This is a genomic window from Fibrisoma montanum, assembly GCF_003583365.1.
Taxonomy (GTDB): domain Bacteria; phylum Bacteroidota; class Bacteroidia; order Cytophagales; family Spirosomataceae; genus Fibrisoma; species Fibrisoma montanum.
Map to the genome: position 1 here is coordinate 182190 of NZ_QXED01000004.1, position 23410 is coordinate 205599.

21 protein-coding genes are annotated in these 23410 nt (G+C 45.9%); 13 read left to right on the forward strand and 8 right to left on the reverse strand.

What is annotated here, in order from left to right; all coding sequences use genetic code 11:
* Nucleotides 1–15 precede the first annotated feature (15 nt).
* From DYU11_RS14790 to DYU11_RS14810, 5 genes are read left to right on the forward strand one after another with little or no spacing between them, the layout of a single operon-like run.
* Nucleotides 16–2124, forward strand: coding sequence for a DUF7657 domain-containing protein (locus DYU11_RS14790; protein WP_147367943.1), 2109 nt, complete (start codon nucleotides 16–18; stop codon nucleotides 2122–2124).
* A 6-nt stretch (nucleotides 2125–2130) separates the two neighbouring features.
* Entirely contained in the window at nucleotides 2131–3552 is a 1422-nt protein-coding gene (locus DYU11_RS14795; protein ID WP_262697115.1) for a DUF2142 domain-containing protein, read from the forward strand.
* 10 nt (nucleotides 3553–3562) lie between these two features.
* The gene (locus DYU11_RS14800) at nucleotides 3563–4300 is read left to right on the forward strand and encodes a glycosyltransferase family 2 protein (RefSeq protein ID WP_119668472.1); all 738 of its coding nucleotides are present in this window, start codon (nucleotides 3563–3565) and stop codon (nucleotides 4298–4300) included.
* Between the two features lie 3 nt (nucleotides 4301–4303).
* Entirely contained in the window at nucleotides 4304–4738 is a 435-nt protein-coding gene (locus DYU11_RS14805) for a DUF2304 domain-containing protein (protein WP_119668473.1), read from the forward strand.
* Entirely contained in the window at nucleotides 4735–5763 is a 1029-nt protein-coding gene (locus DYU11_RS14810; protein WP_119668474.1) for a glycosyltransferase family 2 protein, read from the forward strand. The genes DYU11_RS14805 and DYU11_RS14810 overlap by 4 nt, the downstream gene beginning before the upstream one ends.
* A gap of 1 nt (nucleotide 5764) precedes the next feature.
* Here the strand turns inward: DYU11_RS14810 and DYU11_RS14815 are convergent, their stop codons facing one another.
* The 8 genes from DYU11_RS14815 to rfbF are packed head-to-tail and all read right to left on the reverse strand — an operon-like array spanning nucleotide 5765 to nucleotide 13117.
* Nucleotides 5765–6790: a glycosyltransferase family protein gene (locus DYU11_RS14815; protein ID WP_119668475.1), complete on the reverse strand. Its 1026-nt coding sequence runs from the start codon at nucleotides 6788–6790 to the stop codon at nucleotides 5765–5767.
* A 29-nt stretch (nucleotides 6791–6819) separates the two neighbouring features.
* Nucleotides 6820–7863: a glycosyltransferase family 2 protein gene (locus tag DYU11_RS14820; protein WP_119668476.1), complete on the reverse strand. Its 1044-nt coding sequence runs from the start codon at nucleotides 7861–7863 to the stop codon at nucleotides 6820–6822.
* The gene (locus tag DYU11_RS14825) at nucleotides 7860–8606 is read right to left on the reverse strand and encodes a cephalosporin hydroxylase family protein (protein ID WP_119668477.1); all 747 of its coding nucleotides are present in this window, start codon (nucleotides 8604–8606) and stop codon (nucleotides 7860–7862) included. The genes DYU11_RS14820 and DYU11_RS14825 overlap by 4 nt, the downstream gene beginning before the upstream one ends.
* Nucleotides 8599–9462 (reverse strand): NAD-dependent epimerase/dehydratase family protein, encoded by an 864-nt coding sequence (locus DYU11_RS14830; RefSeq protein WP_119668478.1) that lies wholly within the window; start codon nucleotides 9460–9462, stop codon nucleotides 8599–8601. The genes DYU11_RS14825 and DYU11_RS14830 overlap by 8 nt, the downstream gene beginning before the upstream one ends.
* On the reverse strand, nucleotides 9459–10685 hold the full coding sequence (locus DYU11_RS14835) for a class I SAM-dependent methyltransferase (RefSeq protein WP_119668479.1): 1227 nt from the start codon (nucleotides 10683–10685) through the stop codon (nucleotides 9459–9461). The genes DYU11_RS14830 and DYU11_RS14835 overlap by 4 nt, the downstream gene beginning before the upstream one ends.
* A 5-nt stretch (nucleotides 10686–10690) precedes the next feature.
* Nucleotides 10691–11242, reverse strand: a complete 552-nt coding sequence (rfbC, locus tag DYU11_RS14840) for a dTDP-4-dehydrorhamnose 3,5-epimerase (protein ID WP_119668480.1) — start codon at nucleotides 11240–11242, stop codon at nucleotides 10691–10693.
* The gene (rfbG, locus tag DYU11_RS14845) at nucleotides 11239–12342 is read right to left on the reverse strand and encodes a CDP-glucose 4,6-dehydratase (RefSeq protein ID WP_119668481.1); all 1104 of its coding nucleotides are present in this window, start codon (nucleotides 12340–12342) and stop codon (nucleotides 11239–11241) included. The genes rfbC and rfbG overlap by 4 nt, the downstream gene beginning before the upstream one ends.
* Nucleotides 12343–12346: 4 nt before the next feature.
* Entirely contained in the window at nucleotides 12347–13117 is a 771-nt protein-coding gene (gene rfbF, locus DYU11_RS14850; protein ID WP_119668482.1) for a glucose-1-phosphate cytidylyltransferase, read from the reverse strand.
* A gap of 181 nt (nucleotides 13118–13298) precedes the next feature.
* On the opposite strand from rfbF, the gene gcvP reads away from it, so the two are divergent.
* The 8 genes from gcvP (at nucleotide 13299) to DYU11_RS14895 (ending at nucleotide 23406) form a co-directional block, all read left to right on the forward strand.
* Nucleotides 13299–16199, forward strand: coding sequence for an aminomethyl-transferring glycine dehydrogenase (gcvP, locus tag DYU11_RS14855; RefSeq protein ID WP_119668483.1), 2901 nt, complete (start codon nucleotides 13299–13301; stop codon nucleotides 16197–16199).
* Between the two features lie 483 nt (nucleotides 16200–16682).
* On the forward strand, nucleotides 16683–17519 hold the full coding sequence (locus tag DYU11_RS14860; protein WP_119668484.1) for a MotA/TolQ/ExbB proton channel family protein: 837 nt from the start codon (nucleotides 16683–16685) through the stop codon (nucleotides 17517–17519).
* A 73-nt stretch (nucleotides 17520–17592) separates the two neighbouring features.
* Nucleotides 17593–18219 (forward strand): ExbD/TolR family protein, encoded by a 627-nt coding sequence (locus DYU11_RS14865; RefSeq protein ID WP_119668485.1) that lies wholly within the window; start codon nucleotides 17593–17595, stop codon nucleotides 18217–18219.
* A gap of 56 nt (nucleotides 18220–18275) precedes the next feature.
* Nucleotides 18276–18812, forward strand: coding sequence for an ExbD/TolR family protein (locus DYU11_RS14870; RefSeq protein ID WP_119668486.1), 537 nt, complete (start codon nucleotides 18276–18278; stop codon nucleotides 18810–18812).
* Nucleotides 18813–18816: 4 nt separating this feature from the next.
* Nucleotides 18817–19641 (forward strand): energy transducer TonB, encoded by an 825-nt coding sequence (locus tag DYU11_RS14875; RefSeq protein ID WP_119668487.1) that lies wholly within the window; start codon nucleotides 18817–18819, stop codon nucleotides 19639–19641.
* A 217-nt stretch (nucleotides 19642–19858) separates the two neighbouring features.
* A complete protein-coding gene (locus tag DYU11_RS14885) occupies nucleotides 19859–20791 on the forward strand; it encodes a PstS family phosphate ABC transporter substrate-binding protein (RefSeq protein WP_229365844.1) in 933 nt (310 codons plus the stop codon).
* 91 nt (nucleotides 20792–20882) lie between these two features.
* Nucleotides 20883–22646 carry a tetratricopeptide repeat protein gene (locus DYU11_RS14890; protein ID WP_119668490.1) on the forward strand — a complete coding sequence of 588 codons (1764 nt, stop codon included), beginning with the start codon at nucleotides 20883–20885 and terminating at the stop codon, nucleotides 22644–22646.
* A 172-nt stretch (nucleotides 22647–22818) separates the two neighbouring features.
* Nucleotides 22819–23406: an adenylate kinase gene (locus DYU11_RS14895; protein ID WP_119668491.1), complete on the forward strand. Its 588-nt coding sequence runs from the start codon at nucleotides 22819–22821 to the stop codon at nucleotides 23404–23406.
* Nucleotides 23407–23410: the final 4 nt, after the last annotated feature.

Here is a 23410-nt window from a genome sequence, read left to right on the forward strand (position 1 = left end):
TCTTCATAGTCTGGTATGTCAAAATCTTCCAGAAAAAAACCTCCTGTCGGGACTGTAAAATCAAAATCGGCAGAGGGGTCCTTAGAGCGTCAAGTTTCTGTCAGACCTGTGCAAAGCAAACTTGATGTACCAGTCAAGCAAGCTGAGTCCAAGGTGATTTCTGATGAACAAAAGACTAACCAGAGATTTGGTCTTATTCGTTTCGATAAACGATTAAAGTGGTTTTTGGGGATCTGTACCACTTTATTTTTTCTGCTCACCTTAGCAAACATTAATACAAGTTCCGTTGCCATCTGGAACCAGATTCTACCAGATGGTAGCTCTCCGCAGCGGGGCCTGATTTCAGGACAACCCCGCTCAATTCGAATGGATGACTACGCGGTGGGTATCCCCTGGATCATTTCACAGGCTAACAAAGGATACCCCCTTGAAAACGAAACCATCGGTGGCCAAAAAGCGCCTGTCCTTACAACGCCGACCCCGTATTTTACCATTCTCTTCAGACCTACAAACTGGGGTTATTTCATTTTTGATGTCGATCGGGGCTTTGCCTGGGGGGTTAACATGACCATCTTTCTTTCGTTAGTATCGATGACCCTTATGTTGCTGCTACTAACGGGAAATAACTTTTGGTTATCTGTTTTTGGCGGTATATGGATTCTGCTTTCGTCGGGAACACAGTCATGGTTCTATAACGCAATGCATGCAGTTCCTGGAGCCTGCCTGCTATTTGTATCAGCGGCTTATTTACTTTATGCTGTTAATCAGCGGCAAATTTGGTTAGCGGCATTAGCTGCGGGCTGGTCATTCACAAATTTTGCCTTGATTTTGTACCCCCCTTATCAGATCCCGCTCGCTTATGCCATTGGCTTGCTATTTATCGGATATGTGATCAACAACGCCCAATGGAAGCTGATAACTTCTAAATGGCCTTTCAAGCTAGCCGGTGGAGCACTGGTACTTGGTATCGTTGGGGTAACGTTTTACACATTTTTTAATGATCTGAAGCCAACCCTGGATGCCGTTACGGGAACGGTGTACCCAGGTAAGCGTAGTGAACTGGGAGGAACGGGTTTTGTTGCCAACTGGTTTTCAGAATATTACAGTTGGTTAGTGTCAGATGCTAGGTTCCCCAAAAGCTGGCTTAACCATTGTGAGCTATCTCATTACATCACGTTTGCACCGTTGATTCTACCATTCGTTGGGCTGTCTTTTTTTCAAAATCGAAAAATTGACTGGACTTTACTGCTCTTGGGCGTATATATCATGCTGATGTACGTCTGGATTGAGGTTGGTTTTTCAGAGTCGCTGGCGAAAGCAACGTTACTAAATATGAGTCCGACACGCCGGGCTCAAATTCCATTTGGTATTGCCAACGTATTACTAACCGTTATCTACCTCAGCTATCTTCGAAAGAATCCCTTACCTCGCCAGCAGATATTGACCTGGGTAAGTGCTTTAGCTGTTGTCGGATATATGGTTTACACGGCCTCGGTAAATGTTGGTGATAGTGATGGATTTTTTAAGTGGCACCAGTTATTCGTTCCGATAATTTTCTTTGCTGGTCTTGGGCTCTTGCTAATTCCAACCTGGCCGGTGTCATACCGAGTACCTATTTTTTGCCTGGGTATCACCGCGTTTTTAATGCCTAACCTCCGTCTAAATCCTATTGCAAAAGGCCTATCTCCTATCACCGATCATGCGTTGTATCGAACGGTTCAGAGTATACACCAGCAGGAGCCTAAAGCCCGCTGGGTCGTTTTTGGTAGCCAATACATCTCATACATGGTCACAGCAACCGGGGTTGATTTGCTGAGTGGGGTAAAATATACCCCACCGAGAACCATCTACAATGTGCTTGATCCAAAAATGAAGCGGGATTCTGCCTATAATCGGTACGCTCATACTGTTTATAATACCTTTATCAATGGGACGGATAGTGTGTATATCCAAAATACATTTGAAGATGCGTGCGTTGTCGCAATGGACCCTTGCTCGCCTAAGTTCAAACAATTAAACGTTAAATACATCATATTTGACCATCAGACACAGCCAGTTGAAACCCGCTGTATGAAATTAGTAAGTACCCTTGGTTCACTTCAAATTTTCCGAATTAACGATTGATTTTCAGTGGTATTAAATAGGATAGTTGCTTTTAGCGAAAAAACGTCATCAATTATTCAGAATCGGATAAAACTTGAGAATGTCTTCGTATGCACAGGATTGGTTTTTGGACTGATGTTTATCTACTTCACTCCACCCTTTCAAGTTGCAGATGAACCACGTCATTTCGCCCGGGCCTATCAACTGGCGGAGCGAGGACTCTCGGCCTGTCGTTTAATTCCGGCCCGTGATTCATTACCGCTAAGCTTTGTACAGGTGGACAAGCAGGTTAGCTATCTGATTGGTAAGGAAGAGACGAAAATTTCCCGTACTCGAATTAATCAGTTAATGGAAATTCCGCTACGTCCTGAGCAGCGTGCTTTCTATGCCAATGTTCCGAACTATTCACCTGTTGCCTACCTGCCACAGATTATAATTATTGCAATTCTACGCGTAAGCGAAAGCAGTATTGTCACGATGATGTACTGGGCAAGGCTTATGGGATTATTGGCTTGGCTGTCAATTTCTTTCATTGCCCTCCGCTGGTTACCCGGGGCAAAACTCATCTTTTTCGTTATTGCCTTATTGCCAATGACTTTAGCGCAGGCGAGTTCGACCTCGGCTGATGGGATGACAATTGCTCTAGCGTTCCTGACAACCGCTTATTATTTTCGATTAGCTTATTCTAAGCAACAGGTCACTATTACGCAGATTCTGCTTGGAGTGGTGCTGATAGTTGCGCTTACTGCTACCAAATTTGTGTATGGTACACTACTCTTACTCCATTTACTAATTCCAAAGAGTAAGTTTGGCTCTCCTACCCTTTTTTGGGCGTCATTCGTTAGTACGGGGACGATTGCAGTAATATCGCTGATACTTCTATTTGTGAGTCTATACAGTAATACGCCAGCAAATAGTATGTCGAGCTCTGTAGCGGGAGGACCTGTTAGATTTCCTCAAGTTGATTTCTTGCTGGCAAACCCGCTTAGTTATCCCAAGATATTGATAGCGACAGTATCAAAACACGCGTTACTGTACGGCCTTAGTTTTGTTGGCGTTTTTGGCTGGCTTGATACGGTAATGCCCCTCTATACGTATGTCATTGCTTATGTTATGTTGCTGGCAGTAATCGTATGCAATGGTGATGGCCAGTTACCTATTAACTGGAAACATAAAATACTCTTTCTATTCGTTTTTTTTCTGACGCTAACAGGTTTATTATTCGCCGTAAGTTCAGATCTACGAGAAAACCCGAAAGCATCTTTTGTAATCAATGGTATTCAGGGGCGCTATTTTCTGCCGGTTGCTATGCTGTTAGCGTTGGTTCTGTACAATCATCACAGTGCGTTCAAACGGTTTAGGCCGGCAGTTTTTGTTATTGCCCTGTTAACTATTGTATATATGCTATCGGTAGCTAATTATACAATTTTTATGAGATACTTCATATAATCAGTTTATTATGACCAGGAATCAGGCACGTGTTCTCGTTGTAGTGCCTTGTTACAACGAGGAAGCAGTGATTGCTGCGGTGGTAAGTGACATATACCAGGTAAAAGCTCATCACCAACTGCGATTGGATGTATTGGTAGTGAATGATTGCTCAACTGACCGATCAATTGACATTATCCGAACGCTACCATGCTTATATCTTGATCTGCCCGTTAATTTAGGAATTGGTGGGGCGATGCACGCCGGTTATAAATATGCCTGGAGGAATGGATACGATATTGCCGTACAGATGGATGGTGATGGACAGCATCCGGCCAATCAGCTCATGACCATATTAACTCCTATTTTAGACAATCAGGCCGATGTAGTCATTGGATCACGATTTATCGAGAAAGAAGGATTTCAGTCATCGGCTATGCGTCGGGTAGGTATCAATTACTTCCGGCGTCTTAATCAGGCCCTGATTGGGCAAACGATTTACGACAGTACGTCGGGCTTTAGGGCTTTTAACCGCCGTACGCTTGAAATCGTTAACCGATATTATCCGGATGAATATCCCGAACCTGAAGCAATAGTGCTGTTCGGCTTAAGTAAATTGCATATTCAGGAAGTGCCGGTAATTATGCGGGAGCGTCAGGGGGGAGTTTCGTCGATTAACTCGAGCAAGGCACTGTACTACATGCTAAAAGTAAGCTTGGGTATTTTGTTTGTATATGCTCGTTTGGTCCGTAAGAATTTAACTCATTGACAAATGGCCTCTTTACCAATTACTATACAAATCATCAGCCTCATTGGAGCGTTTACCTTCATGTTTTTCATTTTTCGGCTGATTGTAAAGGGACGCCTTCGTGAAGAATATTCTATAGTATGGATATTATGTACAATTATTTTGATCGTTTTTGCTGTTTGGCGGAAAGGATTGGAACAAATCTCTCTCTTATTAGGGGTTTATTATCCACCCTCTCTGATTTTTATCGGTGCAATTTTTGCCATTATCTTTTTCCTGGTTCATTTGTCGGTGGTAATTTCTAAGTTGCAGAACCAAATCAAAACGCTGGCTCAGGAAGTCGCTTATCTAAAACAGCAGATTGACCAGCAAACAGTCAAGGAGTCGGCGGTTAGGGCTATACCGTCTGAAAACGATGAGCCAACGGTTGTTGCTGAAGATAAGGTGTTGCCGCAATGAATATTGAACTAAGTATTGTTATTGTATCCTATAACAGTTTTACTGATTTGCAACGTTGTCTGCCAACAATAACTGAGCAGAGCGTTGACTTCTCCTACGAAATCATTGTTGTTGATAATCACGGAGCCGACGGAGTAGCTAATTGGCTGTCGGTTAGCTATCCCAATATAATTCTTATTGTCAATCCGGTCAACAATGGTTATGCTGGAGGAAATAATTTAGGTGTACAACATGCCCGGGGAAAATGGGTGTTTCTACTGAACCCTGATACGGAATTACGCAAGGACAGCTTGGCGCAGCTAATGAAGTCGGCCCGCGACCTTCCTGACGCGCTACTCAATCCAAAACTGCTTAATCCTGATGGAACGATCAATGCTTGTGGTAACCAAATGCATTTCACAGGAATAACAACCTGCCGTGGGTTAAACCAGCCGTTTAATACATTTACTACATTACATACTATTCCATTGCTTTCAGGGGCAGCAATTATAGGCCGCGCGGAAGTTTTCAGGCGGTTGGGCGGCTTCGATGAACGTTATTTTATGTATTTTGAGGATACTGATTTTTCGCTACGGGCCCGTCGTCAAGGAATTCAATTAGTTTGCGAAAGCAGAGCGGAGGTTGTTCATCATTATACATTGAGCTTGAGCGCGGGTAAATTTTACTTTTTAGAACGTAATCGGCTGCTTACGTTTCTGAAAATATTTTCCCGGAATACACTACGAGCCTTATTGCCAGCTTTGTTACTAACCGAACTCCTAACCTGGGTTTATGGGCTTCGAGGGTGGAGCTTTTTAAAAAGTCGATTTCGGACGTATAAGTATATATGGGCAAACCGGTCCCTGATTAATCAGGAGCATCAGCACCTGACCAGGCAATTGGCTAATGTATCAGATACCGCTTTGTTGGCAGGAAGTGAATTATCCTTGCCATTTGCCTCATTACTGCCTAAGCCATTTAGTTCGGTAGCAGATGCAATTCTTACGACCATGTATCGCTTGTTGATTCCCCGGCGGCTACGTTAAGTTAGTGTTTTGGATATCTACGCAGGTGGTCTTCGTACACCTGGATGTGTTGCCGGGCAATTTCAGTCCAATCGAACTGCGATGCGTAAGTGACTGATCTTTCAGCTAATTGTTTCCAAGCGATGTTATCCTGAACTAGCGTTTCTATTTGTCGCAATACGTCTGAAGGTGTTTCAGCGGCAGGTATAAGAACGTTTTTAAGTTCATTGTTAGTAGCCTTACCAACAGTTGAAATAGTAGGTAACCCATTTAAAAGAGTTGCTTTTAAAGAACCTCGCCGGTCGGATGCTCCGTCAGGATAAGGAAAATAGGCTACGGCCGCTCTGGCCATCCTTAAGCTTACCGCTTCAGCGCTTAAGTCCATTTCCCACAAAACAGGCAAGTTTTCCGAACGATGTTGTAACTCTTTGTAGTAATCTTCATAACCTTCGGGAACGCGACCAGAAATAACTACTCTGGATATCGTTTGACTACCATCATTCTTTAATTGCTGGGCTAAATCGATCACTTTTTCAACGCCTTTTCGGGGTGTGATAAGGCCAAAATAAAGAATATCAGATTGGCGGTTGAGTGAGGAAGGTGCTTTTGGAATATTGGAACCGATAGGTATTATGTGAAGGTGATTTTTCCGCCATGGAAATAACCGTTTGAAATAGTCAACTTCAAACGATGTGGTAAAAATTAGATCTTCCGTAAAGGAGAAAGGCAAATACGACGCTTGATGTAGTGGGTGCGCGTAGCTTACCTCATGAAGAGTAATGATATTACGCTTAAGTATACTGTTAATGTGCGGTATAAGCGAAAAGCCAAAGTTTGCCGTTGGATACTGCCAATGAGCAATATCGAAATCTCGCTCCTTTCGTGCTTGAAAAAAATCAAAGACTTTGGCATTGTTTTTCCACGCGAAATTATGAAACACCTCAACGTCGATGCCTAACTGTTGTAAATGAGAAACGAGTATGAAAACGTAGTCTCCTCCACCACATGCATCGGGTGGATAAGAACTGGATAGCATCAAAATCTTCATTATGTAAGGTATTCAGCTTGCTGGATTAATTAAAACGGTATCTTAACTTTTGATTGTAAGTACGAGTAGAAAGAGTGCATACCGCGTAGAGCTGGCCGAAGCACCAGCGATTGGGGCCGGCTAACTGTCCAGGCTAGTAAGGCAGAAAACGTTGTTCGAGAGCTAATGTGTTCAGATAAAGCGTTGATGCCGATTTTACATTTTTCAGCGTCTATGTCTCCAGATATGTAGCCGACCAGCAGGCCTAACAACCAACGTTGAGCTTGGTATTGACGCCATGCTTTCATATCAGTCGTGCCATTAGCCAAATAGGTGCTTAGTTTAGGCGACTGCTCAATAAGTCTACACAATTTACCCGTATCACCAATAAAATCAGCAAATCGATCATTTGTTACTTTACCATCTTTAACCGTCCAGAACCTAAACTTTCCCAGTGGCTTGTTTACATAAAATAAGTCCCCAAATTCATGCAGTTTAAAAAGCATAGCCAAATCGAATGCATACGTAAACTCGCCTGATAACATCGCCCGAACTTGTTGATAGGCGGATCGACGAAATAAATCACCTGGCATCCACATAATGAACGGTCGTGCGTGTACCAGTTCATTTATTGATTCAGCCGCTGTTCGGAAGCCAGTTTTGCGTCGGTTGTAATAGAATTTGACGTTTTGTAAATCTTGATGTTCTACGCTTTCAATTTCCCCGTAAGCCACTACTACTGATTCAGGAGCAGTAATCAGGTGAGAAATTAGCGTTTCAACACAGTCGGGATAAATCCAGTCATCAGAGCACAAAAACATAATCCAATCCCCTTGAGCCTGATCAGCAGCGAATTGAAAATGCTGCACCATGGGCAAAAAACTGTCTGGTTTAACTACTCGTAATCGATTGTCGTGAAGTGTATCGAGGTAATCCGGGACTTCATTAGTCGAGTGGTTATTTGAGACAATAACTTCAACATTGGGGTAGGTTTGTTGCAGTGCGCTATTTACCGCTTCCCTGAAAAAGTTTAACCGCTGGTTGTAGACAGGAATAACAATGCTTACCAGCGGTACCGTAGCCTCATCTTTCATCTTACTCGCTTAAGGTACCCCTCAGGGGCTACTGAAATGAGTAATTTGTTATCTATTGAATGATCAATCTCAAAATTGTCATTAGTTTTTAAAAACTCCCATACTGCTGTTTTGGGGTTGTCCCCTTTGTTCCATGGACGGTCATAGAAATCAACGGGCATATCTTCGATGATTGTGTCAAATACAACCATGTATGATCCAACAGTAACTAGTGAAGCGTACAATTCCAGTTCGCGCAAGACGTGTGCATGCGTATGATTAGAATCTAAACACACCATCACCGTTTCTTTACCTTCAGCCAGCTTGCTTACTTCATCGACCAAGTTTTGGTCAACTGCGGATCCCTGTAGCATAGATATACGCTTGAACATAGGATGTGCTTCAATTTCCCGACGGTTATGATCACGTATATCAATATCAATCCCTAATACGTCTCCTTTACCAATCAGTTCAAGTAATGATGCGTAGTAGATTAGGGAACCTCCATGTGCAATTCCTGTTTCTATGATTAAATCAGGTTTAATCTGCCAGATCAGCTCCTGCATCGCAATCATGTCCTGAGGATACTGGATAATTGGTCTGCCCATCCAGCTGAAGTTGTAAGAGTATTGCTCGCGGTTGGACACTTCGTTAAAAACAGCGGCAGCTTCCTTTAAATCCGCTTTATTGGCGTAGCTCGCAATACGATCAGTCCGTTCCTGGCGAAAAGCTTCGATCGGATTAAAAGTGGTAGTGTTACTCATGACTTGTCGAAGTTAATAAATGAATGAGCTTTCGATTATCCCCCCAGAATGCCATCGGTTCATAGTCGGGATAAGGGTAATGACCTAAATTGAGATGGATGGATGCGTTGGCCTCCTGAAGGTAATTTTCTACTAACCGACGTACTGAAATCGGTTGACCACTACAGCAATTAATAGGACCTTCAACAGTATTTTGTAAAGCAATTCGACAAAGATAGTGGGCTACCTTATCAATTGGTAAATAGTCGCGAAGTTGTTCTCCTCCCGACATATTAAAAACTAGAGCCTTTTCTCGAATCGCCTTGTCGAGCAACGGTAGCAGCGAATTCGAATTCTGACCGTCTCCATACATATAAAATAACCTTGCCCACTTTAAAGTAAAACTCTGTTCGGCTTTCAGGGCTTGTAGGAACCGGTGCAGCGATTCTTTAGCAAGGCCATAAGGATTACCCGGCTGCGTTAGCCCTTCTTCCTGAAGGCAGCCGCTTTGCATTCCATACTCAAAACAAGTGCCAGTCACTGTGAGGTTATGCAAGCCATGTTGAATCAGGTTCTTTAGGAAATAATACTGTGGAAATAAATTTTGGTCAAAATGAAACGAAGCTTTATAATTGGGTAGGCCGTACCAAGCCAAGTGAAGCATTGCGTCTGGTTTGTCAAAGAAAGCAAACAGATCCTGGCTATCACCCTCAGGTTTAATTCTGTAAGGAATAAATCTAATTTGCTTAAACCAAGGAAACCTCGCAGCTGCTTCAACGTTGGTCGATGTAGCAACCACCTCGCAGCCTTCAGAAAGTAAATGAGGAATAACGTGGCGACCCACAAAGCCGGTTGCCCCTGTTACGAGAACTTTCATAAAACGCGTACATTAGGAATTGGAATCACAAATTGCCCACCCCAATCCCGAATGTAAGCAAGTTGTTGGGTAATTTCATTGGTTAGATTCCAAGGTAAAATCAGCACATAAGCGGGTTGATCATTCTTCAGATGCTGCTCTTGGACCACTGGAATGTGGCTGGCCGGTAAAAATTTGCCTTGTTTAGCTGGATTGGCATCAACAACGTAATCAATCAGATCATTCTTGATGCCGCAGTAGTTCAATAATGTATTACCTTTTGCGGCTGCTCCATAAGCTGCTACCTTTTCACCTGCCCGTTTGCGAGCTGTTAGAAAATCGAGCAGATCTACCTTTACCTGAAAGGCCTTTTGCTGAAAGCCAACGTAATAGTCCAGTGTCTTAAGTCCTGCCTGCTCTTCTTTCTCCAACATGTCTGCTACGTTGGCAGAAATAGGTTTAGAGTTATCAGTGCGGTGTTTGGCATAAATACGCAAAGACCCCCCGTGAGTCGGAAGTTCGTCGACGTCAAATAAAACTAAGCCCTGTGCTTCAAATATCTGCTGAACGGTATAAAATGAAAGATAAGAGAAGTGTTCGTGGTATATAGTATCAAATTGATTGTGCTCTACTAACCGGAGCAAATGCGGAAACTCCATTGTAATTACCCCGGTTGGTTTTAAAACAATAGCCATACCAGCTACGAAATCTACTATATCCGGAACGTGAGCTAATACGTTATTTCCAAGAAGTAAATCGGCCTTTGTTTCTTGCTGAGCCAGTTCCTGAGCTAATGCTCTGCCGAAAAATCGGGTAATAGTTGGTACGCCTTTCTCCACAGCAGCTGCGGCTGTGTTAGCTGTTGGTTCAATTCCTAAAGCAGGAATCTGTTTCTGAACAAAGTATTGTAATAAATAACCATCGTTAGAAGCAAGCTCTATAACCTGAGAATCAGAAGTAAGGTTGAAGCGTTCCGTCATTAAGTCGACGTAATGCTTTGAGTGAGCTAGCCAACTGCTTGAGAAAGAAGAGAAGTAGGCGTAGTTGTTACTGAAAATTGCATCAGATTTTTTGTATTCGTCTACCTGAACAAGAAAGCACGTTGGACATGTATAAACTTTTAAAGGGTAGTATATTTCAGGGTCGTTCAGTTGTGCTTCCGTAAGAAATGAATTAGAAGCAGGTGAATTGATTAAATCAATGAAAACGTGGTTCAGGGTTGTCTGACAGAAGCGGCAGTTCATGCTGATTATAAAGTTATGCCAACAAATTGGTCATTTAGTAGAGGGTGATTTGCGTCACGTTCTGATAAGTCAGTAACAGGAAGAGGCCAGTTAATAACCAATTGTGGGTCGTTATACCGTAGTGCTCCTTCACACTCCGGCTTGTAATAATTGCTGTGGCAATAAAGCAGTTGACAGTTGCTGGTAAGTGTCTGAAAGCCGTGAGCAAACCCTTTAGGGATATAAAGCATTAGTCCATTTTCGGCAGAAAGTTCAGTGCCGAACCATTGTAAAAAGGTTGGAGAACCAGCACGAATATCAACAATAACATCAAACACGCATCCGGCCACACAGCGTACGAGCTTAACCTCAGCGTAGGGTGGGTATTGAAAATGTAATCCCCGTAAAGCTCCCGTTTGTTGAGTCATTGAGTGGTTCATTTGCACCCAATCGTCAAAGTGGCCAATTTGGGTGAAGGCTTGCTTATCAAATGTACGCACAAACCATCCCCTATGATCGACTCGTGGCGACGGTTGAATCATGAAAGAACCCGGAAGACTTGTTTCGGTAAAGGTCATGTAGTCCAATTTAATCTACGAGCCCGAGCTTCCTGTATATAACTGGCAAGATCTACATCAGTAAGGAGCTTTTCTGTCTCGTAAAAGGTACGATACCAATCGATTGTTCGAGTGATAGCACTGTTCGTATCCCAAACTGGATACCAATCTAATTCACGGTGGGCTTTTGTACAGTCGAGCCTGAGCAAATGAGCCTCATGAGGGTTTTTAACCGACGAAAGTTCATTAAAAGAAATAACGTTCCAGCAGTCAATTGCTTGTTCAACGACGTTACGAACTGATAGTACGTCGTCGACTGCAGGACCAAAGTTCCAGCCTGTTGCTGCATTAGTGTCACCCTGAAGTAGCTTTTGACCTACAAGTAAATAGCCTGATAGTGGTTCAAGAACATGCTGCCAGGGCCGCACAGCCTCCGGATTGCGGATGGTGACAGGTTGTCTCGATAAACTACCTCGTACTAAGTCTGGAATTAACCGGTCGGAGGCCCAGTCGCCACCGCCGATTACGTTTCCTGCTCGTACACTGGCTATAAGCGTTTGATGAGTACGACCGTAATGGTCTACGTTAAAAAACGAGTTTCGATAGCTACTGGTCACCAACTCGGCCGCGCCCTTTGACATACTATAAGGATCATATCCCCCCATTGGGTCAGTTTCCCGCAAAGGATGTCCATCTTCCGGGTTTTCGTAACATTTGTCACTGGTTATGATGATCACCGCCCGTATGGATGGACACTGGCGTACACATTCAAGCAGTTTAACTGTTCCCAGAACGTTTGTTTCAATTGTTTCGAGCGGGTGTTGATACGAATAGCGAACCAATGGCTGAGCCGCCATGTGGAAAACAACCTCAGGCTCGTGCTGATTGAAAACCGCTTTAAGCTGCTCAACATTGGAAATGTCGCCCTCATAATGTGAAATGGGCAGATGTAGCAATTGCCAGTGGCTAGGCTCTGTGGGGGCAGGAAGCGAGTAACCAACTACGTTCGCCTGTAACTGGTGTAACCAGTAAGCTAACCAAGACCCTTTAAAACCAGTATGGCCTGTTACCAGTACAGTTTTGCCCTTGTAGGCACTTTGAAAAAGTGTAGTTACAGACATTATACTACCATGTTTTCCATTCGGCAGCCCCCGCATTCCAGGCTGTTTCCAATTCCTGTTTGTCGCGGAGGGTGTCCATTGGCTTCCAATACCCCTCATGTTTATAGGCCATAAGTTGGCCTTCTGTAGCTAAACGCTCCAGAGGTTCACGTTCCCAGATCGTCTGGTCACTGCCTAAATAGTCGAATACACTTGGCTCACATACAAAAAAACCAGCATTTATCCAGGCACCATCACCTTTAGGCTTTTCCAGAAAGGAGGATATTGCATTATCAGAACGTACGTCCAGTGAGCCAAAGCGCCCCAATGGTTGCACAGCCGTCATGGTACAGACACGCCCGTGAGCTTTGTGAAAAGCTACCAGCGCTCCGATATCTATATTACCTACACCATCACCATAAGTACACATAAATGGCTCATCACCAACATAGGGCCTAACACGTCGAATACGTCCGCCTGTCATACTATTACCACCGGTATCGGCCAATGTTATCTTCCAGGGCTCAGCTTGTGAATTATGAACGTTCATGCTGTTTCTGGCCAAGTCGATCGTTACGTCAGATTGATGTAAGAAGTAGTTGGCAAAATATTCTTTTATGATGTAACCTTTATAGCCAAGACAAATGATAAACTCATTATAACCGTATGAGGAGTAAATTTTCATAATATGCCAGAGAATAGGCATTTCGCCAATCTCAACCATTGGTTTTGGGCGAAGTACGGTTTCTTCGCTTAAACGAGTGCCCAGGCCCCCAGCTAAAATAACAACTTTCATTCCGGATAGTAAACTATTATATGACTGTGCGTACAAATATCAGGTTGCCAACTGAATTATAGCATGCTCCTACAGATTATTTTAACAAATTTCAATAGTTTATTAAGGAGGAAACCTCAGATACACAGGTTAGCACGTTTTACTGTATTTTTGGGTTTTTATAGAAAACGAAGGTCTACAAATGAAGATAAATATTCGCTTTAATGAAGCGTTTGAAGAGCGTCATCAAGGACAGATCAGTAGTGCCGAACAGGAAATGCTACAAACTGTAGGAGTAAATTCCATCGACGAACTCATCAATCAGACTGTTCCGGCGGCTATTCGGCTTTCTCAGCCGCTGAATTTGCCGGCTCCCAAGTCAGAACATCAGTTTCTTCATGATTTCAAGAAACTGGCTGCTCAAAACAAGGTATTCAAATCGTTTATCGGAACCGGTTATTACGATACCATCACGCCGAACGTAATTCTGCGTAATGTGTTGGAAAACCCGTCCTGGTACACGGCCTACACACCGTACCAGGCTGAAATTGCGCAGGGGCGTCTGGAAGCGCTGCTGAATTTTCAGACCGTTGTGTCGGATCTGACCGGTATGGATCTGGCCAATGCGTCATTGCTCGACGAAGCGACTGCGGCTGCCGAAGCTATGCATATGCTCTACGCCATGCGCCCGGCTGCAAAGAAAAACGCAGCTACGTTCTTCGTCTCGGAGCGTTGCCATCCGCAAACAATCGATCTGCTTCAGACGCGGGCTGCCCCGGTCGGTATTACGTTGCTGATCGGCGACCATCGTAAGGTTGACCTGACCAACGCCGATTTGTTTGGCATGTTGTTGCAGTACCCGGCTTCTGATGGTGAAGTGTTTGACTATACCGACCTGATTGCATCAGCCCACGAGTTAGGCATCTTCGTTTCTGTTGCCGCTGATCTGCTGGCGTTGACAATGCTGACGTCGCCGGGCGAGATGGGAGCTGACGTAGTGGTTGGTTCTTCTCAACGCTTTGGTGTGCCGATGGGCTATGGTGGGCCACACGCGGCCTTTTTCGCTACCCGTGATGCTTTCAAGCGCCAGATTCCTGGACGAATCATCGGCGTTTCGGTCGATGCAGAAGGTAAGCCAGCACTTCGTATGGCGCTCCAGACCCGCGAACAGCACATCCGTCGCGAAAAAGCTACGTCAAATATCTGTACCGCACAGGTCTTACTGGCCGTAATGGCCGGTAGTTATGCCGTTTATCACGGTCCGGTGCGGCTGAAAGCCATTGCCGGACGGGTGCATGGCCTGACCAAGGCGTTTGCCACGGCGCTGCGCTGGAATGGGTATACCGTCGAAACCGAGCATTATTTCGATACGGTGACCGTTCGGGTCGATGACATTGAGTCATTGAAGAAAACGGCCCGGGCGGCTCAGGTTAACCTTCGCTATTTTGCCGATGAACTGCACGTCGGTGTTTCTTTCGACGAAGCAAAAACCATTGATGATCTGCTTTGCCTGCTGGAGGTGTTCGGCGTTAAAGTGGATCTTGAAGCCCTCGAAAACGCGATCGAAATCACCTGGCCGGAGCGTTTAGTACGTCAGTCTGAGTATCTGACGCACCCGGTGTTCAACACACATCACACTGAGCACGAGATGCTTCGGTATCTGAAGTCGCTCGAAGAAAAAGATCTGTCGCTGGTGCATTCGATGATTCCGCTCGGAAGCTGTACCATGAAGCTCAACGCCACGGCAGAAATGATCCCGGTAACCTGGCCTGAGTTCGGCAAACTGCATCCCTTCGCGCCAAAAGATCAGACGGCCGGCTACCAGCAGCTATTTTCTGAACTGAATACGTGGCTTAGCGAGATCACGGGCTTTGCGGCTATGTCGTTGCAACCAAATTCCGGTGCGCAGGGTGAATACGCTGGATTGATGGTGATTCGGGCCTACCACGAAAGCCGGGGCGATACCCATCGTAACGTAGCACTGATCCCGCAGTCGGCGCACGGAACCAACCCCGCCAGTGCTGTAATGGCTGGCATGAAGGTCGTTATCGTTAAATGCGACGACCGGGGTAATATCGACGTAGCCGATCTAAAAGCAAAGGCCGAGCAGTACAGTAAGGATTTGTCCTGCCTGATGGTGACATATCCGTCTACACACGGGGTTTTCGAAGAAAGCATCAACGAAATCTGCGATACCATCCATCAGCATGGTGGACAGGTGTACATGGACGGGGCTAATATGAATGCACAGGTGGGCTTAACGTCACCGGCTAACATTGGTGCCGATGTCTGTCACTTGAATCTGCATAAAACGTTCTGTATTCCGCACGGTGGAGGTGGACCAGGCATGGGCCCAATCGGGGTAGCCGCTCACCTGGTGCCGTTTCTGCCCGGCCATGCTGTCGTTCAGACAGGTGGTCAGGAAGCCATTCATGCCGTTTCAGCTGCTCCTTATGGGTCTGCCAGCATCCTGACCATCTCATACGCTTACATTGCTATGATGGGAAGCGAAGGGTTAACAAACGCAACAAAGCGAGCTATTCTGAACGCCAATTACATCAAAGCTCAGCTGAGCGGTCATTACGAGACGCTGTACACAGGCAGTAATGGTCGTTGCGCCCACGAGATGATTATTGACTGTCGTCCATTCAAAGCAGCCGGAGTCGAAGTCGAAGATATTGCAAAACGACTGATGGATTATGGGTTCCATGCCCCTACGGTCTCGTTCCCGGTTGCTGGAACCATGATGATCGAACCAACCGAATCAGAATCAAAAGCTGAACTGGACCGCTTCTGCGACGCTCTGATCAGTATTCGGGAGGAAATCCGTGAAGTTGAAGATGGGCGGGCCGACAAAGCGAATAACGTTTTGAAATTTGCACCCCATACGGCTACGGTCGTTCTGGCTGAAACCTGGAATCGGCCTTACACCCGGGAAAAAGCCGTTTATCCGCTACCCTACGTTCGAACTCGTAAGTTCTGGCCGAGTGTCAGTCGGATTGATTCGGCCTACGGGGATCGGAACCTAGTCTGTTCGTGCGTTCCGACGGATGCCTACGCAACCGAGGTAGCCGAGGAGGTCGGCGTTGCTCAGCAGGTGTAGAGAGTACATGGCTTTAACTACTGAAAACCCCGGGCGGAATACGGCCCGGGGTTTCTTTTTTAAAATTTTTGATGGCTTTGTGGAATCTGGAAGCCGCCTGCATCTAACTGAAAAACGACCGGTTGAGACACTCTTAACAATAATTTTATGAACAAAGCACCGCCCGACCATAGAGCTTATTTGCCGTTGATGCAGGGTAAAAAGTGTTGCTGGGTGTTTGAAAAACAAGGTTTTACCGAGTTGATCCGCAAAGAATAGTAGATTAGTAGTGTGAATTATATCCTACTATTTATAAGTGGATTGCTACGAAAATGCAATTTTTGACCTGAAGGTTTGCGTTGTATTCGTCAGAAAAACCCTAATTTTGTGAAGGTTTCGACGTGTTTCTGTCAAATTTTTAGTTCGGCAAACCTAACAGTTTAAAATTTTCGCTTTTTTTACCGGGAAAACCAACTTTCAATTTAACCCTACAGTCAAGTTCCAATGAAAACACAAACGCCCTCTCCAGCACCAGCTAAAGCAGCAGCACCTAAAAGAAAATCGTCGGGTGGTCTTAATCCGGCGTTAGTAATTCCGGTTCTCCTGTTGATCGGTATCCTGACTTACCTGTTCGTTTTCGGCGATGGCAGTCACTTCCAGGATGGCGATAACACCAAAGAACCGCTGCCAGGTGACTACTTTGGCACGGTTTACAAGGGAGGCTTTATCGTACCAATCCTGTTCACTTGTTTCTTGACGGTATTGGTATTCTCGATCGAGCGCTTCATCACTATCGGCCGGGCCAACGGTTCAGGTTCTATTGATGATTTTGTTCGTAAGATCAAAAGCCTGCTTGACCGCAACGAAGTAGCCGCAGCCATTCAGGAGTGCGATCGTCAGAAAGGCTCAATCGGAAACGTTGTGAAAACTGCGCTGCTGAAATATCAGCAACTGTCGACTGACACCGAACTGAACAAAGAGCAGAAACTGGTAGCGCTGCAGAAAGAGGTAGAGGAAGCTACTACGCTCGAATTGCCGATGCTGGAAAAAAACCTGACCATTATCGCAACCCTGGCCTCAGTATCAACGCTGATCGCCCTGCTCGGAACGGTATTGGGTATGATTCGCGCCTTCGCAGCCATGGGTGCTACTGGTCAGCCCGATACGGCTGCTCTGTCAACGGGTATCTCTGAGGCCCTTGTAAATACGGCCCTGGGTATCGGTACCGCTGCTATCGCAACAATCATGTATAGCTATTTCACAAGCCGCATCGACGTACTGACGTACAATATCGATGAGATCGGCTTGAGCATTCAGCAAAACTTTGCGGCTCACTACTAAGCCGCACGGGTTAGTTGATGGTACTAATTAACCACTGCCCGACTACGGTCGGGCAGTAGAAATTAAAAAACTCATGCCAGCAGTTAAAATTAAACGCGCCAGTTCCTCTGTGGACATGACCGCGATGACTGACGTAGCATTTCTGTTGCTAACATTCTTCATCCTGACAGCTCAATTCCGGGCCCAGGATGCCGCAACGATCGAAACGCCGTCGTCAATCTCCGGTATCAAGGTTCCTGATAAGAACATCATGACGATTGGCCTGGATCGGGAAGGCAAAGTCTACTTCGGGATTGACAACCAGCAGGAGCGTATCGAAACGCTCGAGAACATCGGGGCTGCCAAAGGCATCACCTTCACTCCGAAGGAAAAGAAGGAGTTTGCCCTGATGTCGAACTTTGGTATGCCAATCGCTCAGTTGAAGTCTTACCTGAACCTGCCCAAGGAACAGCAGGCCAAAATTAAGCAGCCGGGGATTCCAACGGATTCAACCGGAGCGGCTCCGACAAATGAGTTGAAAGAGTGGGTGTATAACTCGCGTAAGGCTAATAACGATCTTCGGATTGCGCTGAAAGGCGATAACCTGGCGAAGTTCCCAGCTTTCAAGGACGTACTGGCTACGTTGCAGGCACAAAACATCAATAAGTTCAACCTGATTACCGGTACGGAAGCTCCGCCGGCTGGCTGGACGAATGATTAATGTACCTGACAGGCACAAGCAGATCATTTTTCACCCCATAAATCTGTTCAGAAAACATGGCAGAGATTAACACCGGTGGAGGTGGTGGTAAACATGATGGTGGTAAAGTCCGCTCCAAAAAAGCGTCTACAAGAGTAGATATGACGCCGATGGTGGACCTGGGATTTCTTCTCATCACCTTCTTCATTCTTGCTACCACCTTGAGTAAGCCGTCGTCAATGACGCTTAACGTACCGGACAAAACGGAAAAAGTAGAAACGGAGCCGATCAAGGCTTCGAACGTAATGACAATTTTCCTGGGTAAGGATAACAAAGCGCATTACATCTTCGGGAAAGCAGCTAATGAAGACCCGAAGCTGGAAACCGTATCGATTGGATACGACATGCGGAAAGCAATCCAGGAAAGTTCACGGAAAGTGCCGGCTGATAAGTTCGTAGTCGTTATCAAACCGACCAAAGAGTCGACCTACCGCAATATGGTGGACTTGCTGGACGAAATGGCAATTACGAAAACGAAGCGGTATGCTTTGGTGGATCAGTTAACACCTGACGAGAAAAAGCTGCTGAAGGATAAAGCAAATCTAGACGTATAACGCTATGGCAGAACTCGATTCAAACGCAACACTGGATGATATAGTGTTTGCCAACCGGAACAAAGCGTACGGTGCGTATACGTTACGGAAAGAATACCCAAAAATCGTAACCCGTGCGCTTATCATAGGTGGGGTTATTTTTACGCTGGGTGTTCTGACGCCAACGATCATTACCGCGCTGGCACCGGAACCTGAAGAACAGGCAATGGTTGAGGTTGACCTGATGAAGTTACCTCCTCCGCCTATCGACCCGAACGAACCGCCACCGCCACCGCCACCACCGGTTGAAGTGCCGAAGGTGAATACGGTAAAATTCCTGCCGCCGGAAGTAAAGCCGGATGAGGAAGTACCGGAAGAAACTCCCCCGCCGGCCGTTGAAGAACTGAAGGAGGCTGTTGCTGCTGAAAAAACGCAGGAAGGTGACCCGAATGCAGAAGAGGTCATTGCAGCTCCTGAGGCCATTACCGGACCAACCCGGGTCGAAGCTGCCGTTGAAGCTGCTCCTAAAGAAGAAGAAATCTTTACGGTAGTAGAACAGCAGCCTGAGTTTACGGGCGGTATGGCTGCCTTGGGACAGTACCTTTCTAAGAACATCCGTTACCCGGCGGCTGCCCAACGGGCTAACGTATCAGGTCGCGTATTCGTGAGCTTCGTCGTAAACACCGACGGTAGTATTCAGGACGTGGCGGTACTGAAAGGCTTAGGCTTCGGTACGGATGAAGAAGCCGTACGTGTGGTAAAAAGCATGCCGAAATGGAGACCAGGTAAACAGTCTGGCCGGCCAGTTCGTGTGAAATTTAACCTGCCGATCAACTTCACGCTGGAATAAAATCGGATGCGCGAGCGAGATCGAGGTCCGGCGCGGCTAACACTGTATATTTCAGTGCTGGCGTCGCTGGCATACTTGGGAGGAGGCATCGCACTGATGGCCTCCTCTCAGTCTTTTGGGATATTTCCATCCAGTCCGGTACTACGGTATGGTCTGGCTGTACTATTGATTGCTTATGGCAGTTTCAGGGCGTATCGTGCCTACCTACATTTCCGGGATGAGTAAAAAAACAGGCTGGCTGGCATCCATTTTATTGGTGAGCCTTTTCGGTTGCGATAGCAACAAGACGAAGCTCGATAGCCCGTCGCAGGGAAGTATAGTCGTTGCCGCCGATGAATCGTTTCAGCCGTTGGTGACGCAGTTAACGGATGCCTATAGCGGTATTTACCCGAATACTCAATTTAAAATAATCTTCAGGCCTGAAAAGGAAGCCATTAACCTGATGTTGCAGGATAGTGCCCGGATTGCGTTCACAACCCGTGAGCTAGATCCTCAGGAACGGGCCGTTCTCGACAAACGAAAGATCGAAGGGGCAGCGCAAAAAATCGCCACAGATGGAGTCGCACTAATCATAAATAAGGCCAACACAGATAGCCTTATCACCATGAATGAGCTTAACTCGATCTTTGATGGGTCTGTTAAGCAATGGCCTCAATTGAAAGGCGGAAATCTGTCAGGCGCCATCACGCTCGTGTTTGATAATAACAATTCGAGCAATCTGGAGTTTATGTTACGCAAATTCAAGGTTAAGCGAGTTGAAGGCTTACGGATCTTTACAGCTCGCTCAAATCGGGAAGTAATTGACTATGTTCGTCAAAATCCAACTGCTCTGGGATTTATTGGCGTTAACTGGATTAGCGACGGGGATTCTCCACTATCGGCGGAACTGTCCCGCGATTTGCGAGTAATGGGCGTAACAGAAAAAGCAAACCCCACATCCCGGAACGATTATTTCCAACCGTTCCAGCGGGCATTGGGTCTGCAGGATTATCCGTTACGTCGCTCGGTTTATATACTAAGCCGTGAAGCCCATCCAGGGTTAGGCGGAGGGTTAATAAACTACGTAGCTCGTGACGCTGGATCGTTAATTATTGAAAAATTGGGTCTTTGGCCTGCAATACCGTATAATCGAGAGGTGAAACTCAGATGACAAGCAATTTTTTGGTTTAAAAGCAATTTTTTAGCTTTGTAAGCTGTTTACTAGTCACAATCTAAATTTTATCAATTCCAACCTGAAATACATGATGAACAACCAGAAAAAGTCGCTGTTGGCCATTTTGTTCATGGGTGCATCGTTGACTGTGCCTGTAATGGCTCAGGACGCACAAACGGCCCTGAATGACTTGGAGGCAGATCGATTTGCGAAAGCGGGGCAGGCTCTGACACAGTTAGCTACCAGTTCGCCGACGGCTGATAATCAATTTTATCTTGGTTATTATTATCTGAAAACCGGCCAGCCTGATCAGGCAAAAGCTGCATTTGAGAAAGGCTTGGCGGCCGACGGCAAGAACCAGTTGAACAACGTTGGTCTTGCCGGTGTAGCTCTGGCTAAAGGTGACCGGCAGACAGCCATCGCAAAAATTGATGAAGCCGTCGATAAGTCGAAAGGTAAGGATATCAACGTACTGGTACGTGCTGGTGAGGTGCTAACCATGTTCGAGAAAACGAACGACCCGGCCAAGGCGCTCGAAGTGCTGCAAAAAGCTGACGAGCGGGACAAGAAGAACGAGAACGCCGACATCGAGATGGCGATTGGCGACGCGTATTACCTGCGCAACGACGGAGGTAATGCCGTAAGCAAATACGAAAACGCTTTGGCAATCAAGCCGAATCTGGCCGAAGCTAATTATAAAATTGGTCGGCTGTTTCTGCGGGGTAAGAACTATACCGAAGCGCAGAAGTTCTTTAACAAGGCAATCGAGAACGATCCTGAGTTTGCACCGACGTATCTGGCCTATGCTGATGCTCTTGCCAATTCACGGGCTTACAAGGCTGCTGCCCAGCGCTACGAATCATATGTACAAAAGAGCGGTACGCAGGATCCTGAGCGTTTGCTCGACGTAGCTCGTTATCGCTTCCTGGCCGAAGATTATCAGGGCGCTGTTTCATACCTCGATCAACTGAAAGGTAAGATCAACAACCCGATCATCGACCGGATGTATGGCTGGGCCTATACGCAGACCAATAAAGCACCGGAAGCGGTTGAATCATTAAATCGGTTTATCTCAACGGCTCCGCAGAAAGTGCTGCCTGAGGATTACAAATTCCTTGGACGTGCTTACAGCCAGCTGAACACGCCAGAAGGTGATTCATTAGCAATCAATAATCTGGAAAAGGCAGCTCCGCAGGATACTACGGAGAACCTCTATCGCGAAATTGCCAAGTTGTATTACGACAAGAAGCGATTTGATAAAGCCGCCGATTACTATTCTAAAACGATTGCTAATGACAAAAAGCCACAGAACAATGATTTCCTGTTCATGGCACTGTCAAACTATCAGTACGCTCCTCGTGTAGGTCGTGATAGTTCAGCTGCTCCGATTGATTCGGCTCAAATTCCGCAGGTTAAGCAGATGTATTATCTGCGGGCCGATTCAGCCTTTGCCGAAATGGCCAAGCGCGTAGAGGAAATTCCGGGCAAGAAGTACCCAGCAGCTTACTATTACCGGGCGCAGGCAAATTATTATGCTTACGCAAAGGAAGACCCGGAAAAGGCAGCAGCGGCTGCAACGCCACTGTATGAGAAATTCATTGAACAGGCCACAACTCCGGATTCAACGGATAAAACAGACTATTCAAGATACCTGGTAACTTCCTATAAAGCGTTAGCCGGATTTAGTCTGGCTAAGAAGGATGAAGCGAAAGCAAAAGAATACTTTGCCAAGGTTCTTGAAATAGATCCTAATGACAAGGACGTTCTGAAGGCTTTAGAGCCACCAAAAGCTCAGGCTGCGCCTGCTAAAGGGACAAAAGCACCCGCTAAGAAAACTGCGGCCAGCAAATAGGCAATACATTTAAGAATGTGCTAAAAAGCGCAGGCTACTAGCCTGCGCTTTTTATTTTGGCCAATTAATAAAAACCAATGACTGTCAGTTCATCAACGTATTATTTTAACCGAGGAGTTGTAACTTTGCGGGCGCAAATTTTGATTGGACGACACTACCCTTAAAAAACCGTATGCTCAATCTTGTACTGTTTGGCCCGCCGGGTGCTGGTAAAGGAACACAAAGTGAGAAGTTAATAAAAAAGTATAATCTGATTCATTTGTCGACCGGCGATTTGTTACGGTCGGAAATTGCAGCTGGCACCGAACTGGGCTTGCGGGCAAAACAGTTAATGGATCAGGGGCTACTGGTGCCCGATGAAGTAGTCATTGGCATGATTGATAACAAACTGAGGGAAAATCAATCAGTAGCTGGGTTTATCTTCGATGGCTTTCCTCGTACCGTTCCACAGGCACAAGCGCTTGATGAATTATTAAGCCATTACAATACGCAGATTACGGTAATGATTGCGCTGGTAGTGGATGACGAAGAATTGACGCGTCGGTTGCTATTACGAGGGCAGACATCCGGTCGGCCTGACGACAGCAATGAGGATTTGATACGTCGGCGAGTGAAGGAGTACAACGACAAGACAACACCCGTTGCCGATTTTTATAACCGGCAGGATAAGTTTACCGCAATAGATGGCATCGGTAATATTGATGAGATATTCGAAGCTATATGCAGCAAAATTGAGCAGGCCGCTACCAAAGCAGGCTAGTTTC